13 protein-coding genes and 2 tRNA genes are annotated in these 11578 nt (G+C 70.4%); 4 read left to right on the plus strand and 11 right to left on the minus strand.

The annotated features are described in order from the left end of the window. Positions 1–18 precede the first annotated feature (18 nt). The gene (locus tag AC1DWC_RS20375; protein WP_477910967.1) at positions 19–1227 is read left to right on the plus strand and encodes a PucR family transcriptional regulator; all 1209 of its coding nucleotides are present in this window, start codon (positions 19–21) and stop codon (positions 1225–1227) included. A gap of 10 nt (positions 1228–1237) precedes the next feature. Here the strand turns inward: AC1DWC_RS20375 and AC1DWC_RS20380 are convergent, their stop codons facing one another. Beyond that, the gene (locus tag AC1DWC_RS20380; protein WP_477910969.1) at positions 1238–1897 is read right to left on the minus strand and encodes an aminodeoxychorismate/anthranilate synthase component II; all 660 of its coding nucleotides are present in this window, start codon (positions 1895–1897) and stop codon (positions 1238–1240) included. Between the two features lie 26 nt (positions 1898–1923). Further along, on the minus strand, positions 1924–2589 hold the full coding sequence (locus AC1DWC_RS20385; RefSeq protein ID WP_477910983.1) for a DUF881 domain-containing protein: 666 nt from the start codon (positions 2587–2589) through the stop codon (positions 1924–1926). 297 nt (positions 2590–2886) lie between these two features. Between AC1DWC_RS20385 and crgA the strand changes: the two genes are divergently transcribed. Then, positions 2887–3150, plus strand: a complete 264-nt coding sequence (crgA, locus tag AC1DWC_RS20390) for a cell division protein CrgA (protein WP_072847320.1) — start codon at positions 2887–2889, stop codon at positions 3148–3150. A 92-nt stretch (positions 3151–3242) separates the two neighbouring features. Next, positions 3243–3704 carry a PH domain-containing protein gene (locus tag AC1DWC_RS20395; RefSeq protein WP_477910971.1) on the plus strand — a complete coding sequence of 154 codons (462 nt, stop codon included), beginning with the start codon at positions 3243–3245 and terminating at the stop codon, positions 3702–3704. A 51-nt stretch (positions 3705–3755) separates the two neighbouring features. Here the strand turns inward: AC1DWC_RS20395 and AC1DWC_RS20400 are convergent, their stop codons facing one another. Further along, positions 3756–4712, minus strand: a complete 957-nt coding sequence (locus AC1DWC_RS20400; protein WP_477910973.1) for a rhomboid family intramembrane serine protease — start codon at positions 4710–4712, stop codon at positions 3756–3758. A 13-nt stretch (positions 4713–4725) separates the two neighbouring features. After that, the gene (locus tag AC1DWC_RS20405) at positions 4726–5286 is read right to left on the minus strand and encodes a peptidylprolyl isomerase (protein WP_174556750.1); all 561 of its coding nucleotides are present in this window, start codon (positions 5284–5286) and stop codon (positions 4726–4728) included. A gap of 76 nt (positions 5287–5362) precedes the next feature. On the opposite strand from AC1DWC_RS20405, the gene AC1DWC_RS20410 reads away from it, so the two are divergent. Next, positions 5363–5752 (plus strand): hypothetical protein, encoded by a 390-nt coding sequence (locus tag AC1DWC_RS20410; protein ID WP_477910975.1) that lies wholly within the window; start codon positions 5363–5365, stop codon positions 5750–5752. A 365-nt stretch (positions 5753–6117) separates the two neighbouring features. Here the strand turns inward: AC1DWC_RS20410 and AC1DWC_RS20415 are convergent, their stop codons facing one another. The 7 genes from AC1DWC_RS20415 to AC1DWC_RS20445 form a co-directional block, all read right to left on the minus strand. Beyond that, positions 6118–6420, minus strand: coding sequence for a hypothetical protein (locus AC1DWC_RS20415; RefSeq protein WP_477910977.1), 303 nt, complete (start codon positions 6418–6420; stop codon positions 6118–6120). Between the two features lie 104 nt (positions 6421–6524). Next, positions 6525–6597, minus strand: a tRNA-Ala gene (locus tag AC1DWC_RS20420). A 7-nt stretch (positions 6598–6604) separates the two neighbouring features. Next, positions 6605–6715 carry a DLW-39 family protein gene (locus AC1DWC_RS20425; protein WP_217635636.1) on the minus strand — a complete coding sequence of 37 codons (111 nt, stop codon included), beginning with the start codon at positions 6713–6715 and terminating at the stop codon, positions 6605–6607. Positions 6716–6742: 27 nt separating this feature from the next. Further along, positions 6743–6816 (minus strand) — tRNA-Ile (locus AC1DWC_RS20430). Positions 6817–6916: 100 nt separating this feature from the next. Then, complete coding sequence (locus tag AC1DWC_RS20435; protein WP_477910979.1) at positions 6917–8545, minus strand: DUF3566 domain-containing protein; 1629 nt, start codon at positions 8543–8545, stop codon at positions 6917–6919. Next, a complete protein-coding gene (gyrA, locus tag AC1DWC_RS20440) occupies positions 8546–11059 on the minus strand; it encodes a DNA gyrase subunit A (protein ID WP_072847478.1) in 2514 nt (837 codons plus the stop codon). 152 nt (positions 11060–11211) lie between these two features. Next, on the minus strand, positions 11212–11578 hold a 367-nt coding region (locus AC1DWC_RS20445), incomplete at its 5' end, for a GTP-binding protein (protein ID WP_477910981.1).

The raw sequence follows: 11578 nt of genomic DNA on the forward strand, positions 1-11578 counted from the left end.
CGACTATTGTCCTGTGACATGTCACAGGATATGTCCGCCGACCTGGCCGCGGTCCTGGATCGACTCGACCGTGAGCCGGACCGACTGTTCCCCCACATCCGCAGTGCGGCCGCGGCCGACTCCGAGTACCTGCGCACTCCCCTGCTCGACGCCACCGCCGAACACAGCGCGCGGCAGTTCATCCGGCTCCTGACCCGGGCGGGCCGCGACGGGAGCCTGCCCGAGGCCGCCGACTGCCGCGACTTCGCCGACCGGGCCCGGGACCGGGCCGCGGAGGGACTGCCGGTGGTCGAACTCCTCGACGGGTACCACGTCTGCCTGCAGGTTCTCTGGGAAGAGATCCTGGACGTGACGCCGCCGACCGCGGCCCGCGAACTACCCGTCCTCGCGCCCCGACTGTTCGCCGCGGCCCGCCGAGTCTGCCGCGCGGTCACCCGCGCGCACGAGCAGGAACTCGAGTCGATCGACACCGAGGCCCGTGAGTCGATCCGGGACCTGGTGGCGACACTGGTCGGCGGTAGGCCTGCCGCGGACCTGGCGCAGAGACTGGGCGTCCGGCTCGCGGCGGGATACACCGTGCTCGCCCTGGGTTTCGAGCCCACCGCGGCCGAACTCGCCGACGACGATCTCGAACGCCGGGTAGCCGGTCGCCGCAAGATGATTCGCATCCACGACGAACTCGGCGGCGCGACCGGCGACGGCGCGCTGGCCGCGCTCGACCCGACCGGCGGGCTGATCCTGCTGCCTGCCCCGCCGGCCCCTCGCGCCCACCTCGACGAGCTGGTCGGTCGACTCCAGGACCAGGCGCAGGCCGCGGTTCGTGCGGGCGCGGCCCGCGCGGACCGGCTCGAAGACCTCCCCCGGGCCACCACGGAGGCGCGAAAGCTCTTGGAGATAAGGGCTTCCGGGCCCGCAGCCGCGGGGGTGGCGACCGTCGACGACCTCCTGGTGGAGTACCAGCTGAGCCAGGAGAGCGCGGCGCGGGCCGGACTGCTCGCCGTCGTGGACGCCCTACGGACCACGCCGGAACTCACCGAGACCCTCGACGCGTACTTCTCGTGCGACTTCAACCGTCGGCGCACGGCGTCGACCCTCGGGGTGCACCCGAACACGGTCGACAACCGGCTGGTGCGGGTCGCCGAGGCGACGGGTTCCGATCCCCGAACGTCCCAGGGCCTGCTGCTGCTCGGATCGGCGCTGACCCTGGCGCGGGTGGCGCGGGCCTGACCGGCCGCGCTCAGCGGTGGGTGAGCGCGTCCCCCAGGGCCCGCGCGACCTCCGACTCGAGCGTCGAGACGAGCGACTCCGCCGGCCGCTCCCCGCAGACCTCGAGCCAGTTCGCCAGCATCCGGTGCCCACCCTGGGTGAGCACGGACTCGGGGTGGAACTGCACGCCGTGGATCGGCAGCACCCGGTGCCGCATCGCCATCACCACGCCGCTGTCGGTGCGTGCGGTGACCTCGAGCTCGGCGGGGATGGTCTCCTCGAGCACGGTCAACGAGTGGTAGCGGGTGGCGGTGAACGGGTCGGGCAGACCGGCCAGGACCCCGGTGTCGTTGTGCCGCACCAGGCTGGTCTTGCCGTGCAGCAACTCCGGCGCCCGGTCGACGGTGGCGCCGAACGCGGCGCCGATCGCCTGGTGACCGAGGCAGACTCCGAGCAGCGGCGTCGCGGCGGAGGCGCAGGCGGACACCAGGTCCATGCTCGCGCCCGCCCGCTGCGGGGTGCCGGGGCCGGGGCTGAGCAGGACGCCGTCGAACTCGGCTGCGACGGCCGCCCGGTCCGCCAGCTGCGGGTCGTCGTTGCGCCACACGGTGGCCTTCGTCCCGAGCTGGCCGAGGTACTGCACCAGGTTGAACACGAAGCTGTCGTAGTTGTCGACGACCAGGATGCGCATTCGGCCAGGATAAGCGGCTGCGTCGGCTACTCCGCGAACCGGGTACGCAGCTGCCCGTTGTACGCGGGCACGGTCAGCGACTCCTCGGCGGTCGCGGTGTACCCGAGGCCGTACCGGACCGCGTACTGCTTGAACGTGCGAACCCCGGGTTCCGCGTCGAGCGCCGCCGTCAGCCGCGCCGGGTCGCCGAGCGCCGTCATCACGTACGGCGGACTGTAGGTGCGCCCGTGCAGCAGCAGCGTGTTGCCGATGCAGCGCGGTGCGGTGGTGTTGACCACCCGCTGGTCCTGCATCCCCACCGCGGTAGCGCCGCCCGCCCACAGCGCGTTCAGTACGGACTGCACGTCCTGCTGGTGCACCACCAGGTCGTCGGGCTGGGCGTCGGCGGGGTACTTGCCGTCCGAGTCCCGTGGCGCGTCGGTGAGCGTCACCCGGACGCCGGGACCGGTCTCCTCCGCGAACCCGGCGACCGTCTCGAGTCCCCGCACCCGGTCGAGGGCGGACGCCACCCCGGCGTCGGATCCGGCGGCGTCGGCCTGCAGCGACTCCACCTGGGAGGCCAGCGCGTCACGCTGGTCGGAAACCCGGTCGACGTCGGCCTGGGCACCGCGCACAAGGTCGGACATGCGGGTGGTGTCGCCGCGGCGAAGTTCGTCGCCGGCGGACACCTCACGGGTGGTGGCGAACAGCATGCCCGTCACCAGGCACACCACCGGCACGCAGACCTTCCAGAACGTCGAGACGCGCCGGCGGCCCTCGCCGGCACCGACGGCTACATGCTGGGGCCGGTCTGGTTCGGTCACTGCTGTTCCTCCCGTCGGTGTCCGGTCGAGGCGGACCCCCGCCGCGTCCTGGACGTCGGACCGGTCCCGACGTGGTCGGTACTGGGCCTGACCGGGGGACGCTACGGGTAGGTTCGAACCTACCTGGCAGGCGTCGGCAACGACGCCCGCTCCTGTCCGCTCCGAATCAATTCACACGAGGACGTCATGCCCAAGTCGAAGGTCCGCAAGAAGACCGACTACACGATCAACCCCGCAAACCGTACGCCCGTGAAGGTGAAGGCCGGACCGTCGAGCACGCTCTACGTGTCGGTGATGCTCGGCTTCATGCTCGTCGGCCTGCTCTGGCTGGTCGTGTACTACCTCGCCGCGGACCAGCTCACGTGGATGAACGATCTGGGCGCCTACAACTTCCTGATCGGCTTCGGATTCATGGTCGTCGGGCTCGTGATGACAATGAAGTGGCGTTGACCCGATAGTCGACCGGCCCACTCGGCCGCAATTACACAGGTGTCATTCATCCCCAATGTGGATAGCGCCTGTGGATAACACCGGGAGTACTCGTGCACAACTCCGCTCTGGCGTGGTCCACACCCACGCCGGCGCTCGTCGCGACCGGGGTGGGCGGGATCGTGCTTGCGGCCGCGGCCGTGGCGGCTCCGTCCGACCCGGCCGGACGGCTGCTGATCGGCCTGGCCGCGCTCGGGCTGTTCGCGGTCACCGCGCTCGGCCTGCGGCAGCGGCCGCGGCTGGCGGTGCTCGACGGGGGCGGCGGCATCGCGGTCGCCGGGATCCGCGGGCGACGCGAGTACGACCGCGCGGACCTGGCCCGGGTCCGGATCGTGCGGTATCCCCGGCTCGGCCGCCGGGTCCCCATGCTCGAGATCGACGTGCGCCCGGCCGGCGCCGCCGACGACAAGCTGATGATCTTCGGGCGCTGGGACCTGGGCACCGACCCGACCGACGTGTTCGATGCGCTGGTCGGCCAGCGACTGGTCCCGCCGGACCCGACCGCCGCCGGCTGAGCGGGCGCCCCGTCCGGGCACCCGCTCGACCCTTGCGGACCGTCGCCCGGGCTACAGGCCGAGTTCGCCGCGCAGCTGCGCGACCCGCATGCCGATGACGCCCATGGTCACGACCGTGACGGCGGCGAGCCCGATCCAGCCGATCCGGACCGCCTTGTCCCGGTCCTGCCCGGCGCCGAGCCACTGCGGCCCGTAGAGCAGTGCGGCGGTGGCGGCGGCACCGGCGACCAGGCCACCGAGGTGGCCCCAGAACGAGATCCCGGGCAGCGAGACGCTGATGATCACGTTGAGCGCGATCACCCCGATGACCGGCGCCGGACTGCGCCGGAGCTTGAGCAGGATGACCGCCTGCGCGCCCATGATGCCGAAGATCGCACCCGAGGCGCCGGCCGTGAAGCCGCCGCCCTCGAAGGCCATCACCGAGGCCGACCCGCCGAGCAGCGAGATCATGTACACCGCGACGTAACGCGCGCGGCCCAGGATCAGTTCGGTGTCGCGGCCCAGGATGTAGAGGGCGAACATGTTGACGGCGAGGTGCAGCAGGCCGAAGTGCAGGAACCCGCTGCCGAGCAGCCGGATCCAGTCGCCGCCGGCCACGCCGTAGGGCGAGAGCACCCACGAGCCGAACAGCGGCGAGTCGAAGGTGGCCACGCCGGTGAACCTGTTGACGAAGCCGCCGCCGTTGTCCATCAGGGACTTGGCCTGCAGCGCCGTGACCAGGAAGACGAGGATGTTGATCCCCATCAGGGTGTACGTCACGATCGGCCTGGGCCGGGTGGCCGTCACCGTGTTGCCAGCGACGCCACGGACCGGCCTGACGTCGCGCTGACCGGCGGCGACACAGTCGACGCACTGGTAGCCCACGGAGGCCTCGCGCAGGCAGTCCGGGCAGGCGGGACGCCCGCAGCGGTTGCAGCTGAGCGCGGTGGGGCGGTCCGGGTGCCGGACACACCTCGGTTGGGGCGGGACGCCCTCACCGGGCGTGCCGCCCCAACCGGGGTTCGTCATCCCTCGAAGCCGCTCAGGAAATGGTGATGCTGTTGATCACGACGGCCTCGAGCGGGCGGTCCGTGCGGTCCACCGAGGTGCCCGAGATCGCGTCGACGACCTTCTTCGACTCCGCGTCGACGACCTCACCGAAGATGGTGTGGCGGCGGTTGAGGTGCGGGGTCTTGCCGGTGGTGATGAAGAACTGCGAGCCGTTGGTGCCCGGCCCGGCGTTCGCCATCGCCAGCAGGTAGGGCTTGTCGAACTGCAGCTCCGGGTGGAACTCGTCGCCGAACTTGTAGCCCGGGCCGCCGCGACCCGTGCCGGTCGGGTCGCCGCCCTGGATCATGAAGCCGTCGATGACGCGGTGGAAGACCGCGCCGTCGTAGAACGGGCCGGACTTGGTGCCGGAGGCGTTCTCCGTCGAGTAGTCCTTGGACCCGTCGGCCAGGCCGACGAAGTTCTCGACGGTCTTCGGCGCGTGGTTGCCGAACAGGGCGATCTTGATGTCGCCGCGGTTGGTGTGCAGCGTTGCGGTTGCGGTCTGATTCGGTGAAGTCACTCCCCCATCGTGCCATTGTCGGCACACGGGCATGTGCGACAGTGGACAGATGAACCGTGTGTCGAAGCCTGCCCACGTTCCTGCCGACTCGGCCCCGACCCTCGAACTGGTGTCAACCGCACCCGAGAACCCGCAGCTGACCAGTGCACTCCGATGCGCCCAGGGCGCCGCGGCGGGACTGGCGAAGAACACCGCCGGGCTCGCCAAGGGCGCCGGGGCCGTGAGCATGTACCTGCTCGGCAAGGGATACTCGCTGGCCCGTCAGGCCGCGGCCAAGCCGCGTCGCGAGAGCGTGCTCAGCCTGGTCGAGGAGCCGAACGTCGCCGCCGTGGCCGTCGCCGCGCCCCCCGGCCGCCGAGAGCGCCGTCGTCGCGTGGTCCTGCTGGTGGTCGTCGGTGCGGCCGTCGCCGCGGGCGCGGTCTTCGTCAGGAAGCAGCGCACCGAACTGCCGCCGCCCGCCGCCCAGCCGCCCAGCCTGCGCGAGCCCGACAACGCCTGAACCCCCTGGCAGCAATCCTCACGCCCCGGTCGCCCGTCCGGGGCGTGAGGCGTGTCCGGGGCCGCTGCGGGCACTGACGGCGTCGCGGAGGGCCTCCGGCTGTGCGGCCCGTGCCGCGCCGGAGCAGCAGCCGCCGCCCGGAACGGCCCCGCGCCGACCGTGTCGGCGCATACTGTTCAACACGATCAACGCCCGAGCTTCGTCACCGTGCGCCCTGACACCAGGCCCGTGACGACGCCGAATTCAGGCCGTCGACAGTCGGGTTCTGGACTGCCGACCAAATCAATTGCTGCACAGGTTTGTTCACAATTCCACAGGCCGGTGTCCGGACACCGGTGACCCATCCACAGGCAGGCACCCGGCAGTCAGGCCGGAGCGGGCCCCCACGGAGTCGGCTCGCCGTTCCACGTGCGCTGGTGCTTGTACATCAGGCACCCGGTGACGATGCCAGAGATCTGGTGCCCGATGTGGCCGTTGTCGGCGACCATCTCCATCACCTGCCGGAGCAGGAGCAACTGCTCCACCTCGAGCTCGTCCACGAACCGGCCGATCTCGGCCTCGAAGACTCCGCCCGCCAGCTCCGCGAGCTGCGCCTCGTGTTCTGTCCCACCAAGCTCGTCCGCGCCGGCGCCGTCCATCTCCCCGCCTTCCATGTCGCTGTCCTCCATGTCGCTGTCCTCCCCTCGATGAAACTCGTCGCCAACACAAAGCACCCCCCACCAGAGAAGGTGAGGGGTGCTTCGCAAGCGTTTTGTTCGGTTGAACCGATCTGTGGAGCCTAGGAGATTCGAACTCCTGACATCTGCCTTGCAAAGGCAGCGCTCTACCAACTGAGCTAAGGCCCCGTCCGCTTCAGCGGCTGGTGACCTCGTGCCAGACGTCCTCGCCGCGGCGCTGCGACCGCAGCTTGGTGAGTCCGAAGAGGACCGTCACAATGGCCGCTGCAACCAGCAAAACCTTCATGATCGAACCCTTCGTCGACACGGGGAGTGGGCCTAGGAGGACTTGAACCTCCGACCTCTTCCTTATCAGGGAAGCGCTCTAACCGCCTGAGCTATAGGCCCGTGAACCGGTGCCGGGACTGTGTCCCTGAACCGAGGCATGAGATTACCCCACCGACCCGCTGCAACCAAAACGGGATCGGTGGGGAACCAAAACCCCAGGTCAGTCCCGGTCAGCCAGCGTCACCTCGACACCGCCGACGAGGTCGGTGCAGAGGTTGTAGATGAACGAACCGATCGTCGCGAGCGCTGTGAAAAGCACCACATTCGCGGCCCCGACGAGAGCGGAGTAACCGAACACCTGCCCCGCCGTGACCAGTCCGCTGCTGCTCGACTCCGAGACGAAGTCCGTGAACGCGTTGTTGAGCCGGTCCCACACGCCCATGCCGTCGAGCACGACGTACAGGAACCCGACCGCGAACATCCACACGAAGAACAGCGCCACCGAGATCACCAGCGACACCTTGAGGGTGGACCAGGGGTCGATCCGGCGGATCTGGACGGCTGCCCGCATCGGCTGGCCGGGCAGGACCGCCACCGGGACGGCCAACGCCGCCTGCGCGGCGGTGTCCGAGACCGCGGGCTTGACCGGCAGCGGGTGCTTGACCTCGGAGAGGTCCGGCAGGTCCTTGGCGAGGTCTTCACGGGCGATGTGACGGGTCGGACCGTCCACCACTGCCGCCTTGGCCTTCGCGGTCTCCTTGCGGGCCGCCCGGGCCGCGGGATCCGCGGCTGCCGCGGCCGGCACCCGGCCGCTGGCGGCCGTCTTGGGAGCGGCGGGCTGCTGGCCGGTGACCGGACGCTGTGGACCGGTCTGTGCCGGACGCTGCGCGGTTCCGCCCTGCGACGGAACCTTCGACTGGACACCGGTCGACTGGGGACCCGCCGGACGCTGCGCGGTGCCGCCCTGCGGCGCGACCTTCGGCTGGGCACCCGTGGCCTGGGGACCGGCCGGACGCTGAGGCGTGCCGCCCTGCGGCGCACCCTTCGGCTGGGCACCCGTGGCCTGGGGACCGGCCGGACCCTGCGCGGTGCCGCCCTGCGACGGAACCTTCGGCTGGACACCGGTCGACTGCGGACCGGCCGGACGCTGCGAAGCACCGGACTGGCCCGGCGCCTTGCCGCCCTGGTTGTTCGGGCCGGCGGGAGCGTTGCCCGGGGCCTGTGCCCCTGACTGTCCCTGCTGGCCCCGCTGCCACGGCGGGGTCTGACCCCGGCCACCGGCCTGCTGGCCCTGTGCGGGACGCACGGCGCCGGTCTGAGGCGTCGCCGACTGCGGAGCCCCGGACTGCTGGGGCGCCGACTGCTGGGGCGCGGGCTGTCGGGGCGTGGCGGGACGGCCCGTGGCGGCCTGCTTCGGCGCTCCGGGCGCCTCGACCGGCGTGCCCTGGTTACCGCCGCCCTGGGCGCCCGCCGGGCGGCCCTGCACGGGGGCCTGCTGCGGCCGCCCCTGCCCGGCCGGACCGGTCTGCGTCGGATTTGCCTGGGTCGGATTTGCCTGGGTCGGGCCTGACTGCGGCGGTCGCGGCGGAGTGCCGTCACCCCCGGCGGGGCGGGGAGCCTGCGCTCCCCCGCCGACACCCTGCGCGGGTGCCGGCGTACCGGACGCCTGCGGCCCGGCCGGCCGTGCCTGGCCCTGCTGCTGCGGCGACGGTGCCGCCGCAGGCCCTGCCGGGTCCGGCTTGGCGCCGGCCTGTGCGGACCCGTTCACCGGCTCCGGCCGCGTGTTCGGCCCGGTTCTCGGCTCGTTCGACCCCTGCCGGTCGCCGCCCGGCTGTTGGGGAGTGCTCACTTACGACTCCTTCGATGCGTCGGTCGCGTCGGCCTCGGTGTCGTCGGGTTCGTCGGCGTTGCGCGCGATCGCGAGCAGGGTGTCGCCGTCCCCGAGGTTCATCAACCGCACGCCCTTGGTCTGTCGGCCGGCCTTCCGGACCTGCTTCGCAGCGGTCCGGATAACGCCGCCGCCCGAGGTGATGGCGTAGAGCTCGTCGTCGTCGTTGACGATGAGCGCCCCGACCAGGGTGCCACGGCGCCTGTCGTACTGGATGGTGAGCACGCCCTTGCCGCCGCGGCCCTGGACCGGGTAGTCCTCCATCGGGGTCCGCTTGGAGTACCCGCCCGAGGTCGCGACCAGCAGGTAGGTGCCCTCCCGGACCACGTTGATCGAGAGCAGCTCGTCGTCGCCGTTGAACCGCATGCCCTGCACGCCGGAAGTGGCGCGGCCCATCGGCCGCAGCGCCTCGTCGGTCGCCGAGAAGCGGATCGACTGGCCCTGCGCCGAGACCAGCAGCAGGTCCTCGTCGGCGGAGCAGAGCACGGCCCCGACCAGTTCGTCCTCGCCGCGCAGGTTCACCGCGACGATGCCGCCGGTGCGGTTGGAGTCGAAGTCGGTGAGCTTGGACTTCTTGACCAGCCCGTTGCGGGTGGCCAGGACCAGGTAGGGGGCGTCCTCGTAGGTCTTGATCTGGATGATCTGGGCGATCCGCTCGTCCGGCTGGAAGGCCAGCAGGTTCGCCACGTGCTGGCCGCGCGCGGTGCGGCTGGCCTCGGGCAGCTCGTACGCCTTGGCCCGGTAGACCCGGCCCTTGGTGGTGAAGAAAAGGATCCAGTCGTGCGTCGAGCTGACGAAGAAGTGCTTGACGATGTCGTCCTGCTTGAGCCCGGCACCCTGCACGCCCTTGCCGCCGCGCTTCTGCGAGCGGTAGAGGTCGGTCTTGGTGCGCTTGGCGTAGCCGGTCTCGGTGATCGTCACGACCACGTCCTCGCGGGCGATCAGGTCCTCGTCGGCGACGTCGCCGTCGGCCGCGATGATCCGGGTGCGCCGGGGGTCGCCGTACTTGTCGACGATCTCCTTGAGCTCGTCGCGGACGATGGCCCGCTGGCGCTCCGGCTTCGCGAGGATGTCCTCGTAGTCCGCGATCTCGAGTTCGATCTCGGCGAGCTCGTCGACGATCTTCTGTCGTTCGAGTGCCGCCAGGCGGCGCAGCTGCATCGCCAGGATGGCGTCGGACTGGATCTCGTCGACGGTGAGCAGGTTCATCAGGCCGGCGCGGGCGATGTCGACGGTCTGCGACGCCCGGATGAGGGCGATCACCTCGTCGAGCGCGTCGAGCGCCTTGACCAGGCCGCGCAGGATGTGGGCCCGCTCCTCGGCCTTGCGCAGCAGGTACCGGGTGCGCCGGACGATGACCTCGAGCTGGTGCGTCGTGTACAGCCGGATCATCTGGTCCAGCCGCAGGGTGCGCGGCACCCCGTCGACGATGGAGAGCATGTTGCAGCCGAAGCTGGTCTGCAGCTGGGTGTGCTTGTAGAGGTTGTTGAGCACCACCTTCGCGACGGCGTCACGCTTGACGGTGACGACGATGCGCATGCCGACGCGGTCCGAGGACTCGTCGTGGATGTCGGAGATGCCGGCGATCTTCGCGTCCCGGACCTGGTCCGCGATCGAGGTGATCAGGTTGTCCGGGTTGACCTGGTACGGCAGTTCGGTGATCACGATCGTGGTGCGCCCCTTGGCGTCCTCCTCGATCTCGACCACGCCGCGCATCCGGACCGAGCCGCGGCCCGTCGTGTAGGCGTCGTGGATGCCCTGGCCGCCGACGATCAGCCCGTGGGTCGGGAAGTCGGGTCCCTTGATCCGCTCCATGACCGCGGCGAGGGTGGCTTCCTCGTCGGCCTCGTAGTTCTCCAGCGCCCAGTAGATGGCGTCGGCGACCTCACCGAGGTTGTGCGGCGGGATGTTCGTGGCCATGCCGACCGCGATGCCGCCGGACCCGTTGATCAGCAGGTTCGGCACGCGGCTGGGCAGGACCGTGGGTTCCTGCGTCTTGCCGTCGTAGTTCGGCGTGAAGTCGACCGTCTCGTGGTCGATCTCGCGCAGCATCTCCATCGCGAGCGGCGTCAGGCGGCACTCGGTGTAACGCATGGCGGCGGCGCCGTCGTTGCCGCGGGAACCGAAGTTGCCCTGGCCGTCGACGAGCGGGTAGCGCAGCGACCACGGCTGGGCCATCCGGACCAGGGTGTCGTAGATCGAGGTGTCGCCGTGCGGGTGGTAGTTACCCATCGTCTCGGCAACCGGACGCGCCGACTTCACGTAGCCGCGGTCGGGGCGGTAGCCGTTGTCGTACATCGCGTACAGCACGCGGCGGTGCACCGGCTTGAGGCCGTCCCGCACGTCCGGCAGGGCGCGGCCCACGATCACGCTCATGGCGTAGTCGATGTAGCTGCTCTGCATTTCCTGCTGGATGTCGACGGGCTCGATCCGGTCGTGCTGCGGACCCTCCGGCGGCAACGTGGTGTCGGTCATGAGCTCCTTCTTCTACTCGGCTTCACGTCTCCTCGCGGACTACCGGTCCAGAAGGATGGCGCGCAACCACCCGAGTCTATAGGTGCAGGTCAGCCAGACCTCGCAGCACTCGCTGATTGTCCGCATTTACCAGCATCTTCGCCGCCCGAGGACTACCAGACGCTCTGGCTCAGCCGACTCAGCGCGTACTCGGTGACCGCGACCAGCCCCGACTTCGCCGACTCCCGGTCGCGGGCGTCGATGGAGACGATCGGCACGTCCGGGGACACCGCGAGCGCCTGCCGGATGTCCTCCGTCGCATAACGCGGCGCGTCGTCGAACTCGTTCACCGCAATCAGGAACGGAAGATTGCGGGCCTCGAAGAAGTCGACGGCTGCGAAGGACTCGTCGAGGCGCCGGGTGTCGATCAGCACGATCGCCCCGATGGCGCCGCGGATCAGGTCGTCCCACATGAACCAGAACCGGTGCTGGCCCGGCGTCCCGAACAGGTACAGCACCAGGTCGTCCGCGAGGCTGATC

The organism is Rhodococcus sp. P4_C10 (genome assembly GCF_056402135.1).

Excerpts from the sequence above, each read along its gene's own strand:
- AC1DWC_RS20375 (WP_477910967.1), top strand. The coding sequence starts at position 19 with ATGTCACAGGATATGTCCGCCGACCTGGCCGCGGTCCTGGATCGACTC.
- AC1DWC_RS20380 (WP_477910969.1), bottom strand. The coding sequence starts at position 1,897 with ATGCGCATCCTGGTCGTCGACAACTACGACAGCTTCGTGTTCAACCTG.
- AC1DWC_RS20385 (WP_477910983.1), bottom strand. The coding sequence starts at position 2,589 with ATGCTGTTCGCCACCACCCGTGAGGTGTCCGCCGGCGACGAACTTCGC.
- crgA (WP_072847320.1), top strand. The coding sequence starts at position 2,887 with ATGCCCAAGTCGAAGGTCCGCAAGAAGACCGACTACACGATCAACCCC.
- AC1DWC_RS20400 (WP_477910973.1), bottom strand. The coding sequence starts at position 4,712 with ATGACGAACCCCGGTTGGGGCGGCACGCCCGGTGAGGGCGTCCCGCCC.
- AC1DWC_RS20405 (WP_174556750.1), bottom strand. The coding sequence starts at position 5,286 with ATGCCCGTGTGCCGACAATGGCACGATGGGGGAGTGACTTCACCGAAT.
- AC1DWC_RS20415 (WP_477910977.1), bottom strand. The coding sequence starts at position 6,420 with ATGGAGGACAGCGACATGGAAGGCGGGGAGATGGACGGCGCCGGCGCG.
- AC1DWC_RS20425 (WP_217635636.1), bottom strand. The coding sequence starts at position 6,715 with ATGAAGGTTTTGCTGGTTGCAGCGGCCATTGTGACGGTCCTCTTCGGA.
- gyrA (WP_072847478.1), bottom strand. The coding sequence starts at position 11,059 with ATGACCGACACCACGTTGCCGCCGGAGGGTCCGCAGCACGACCGGATC.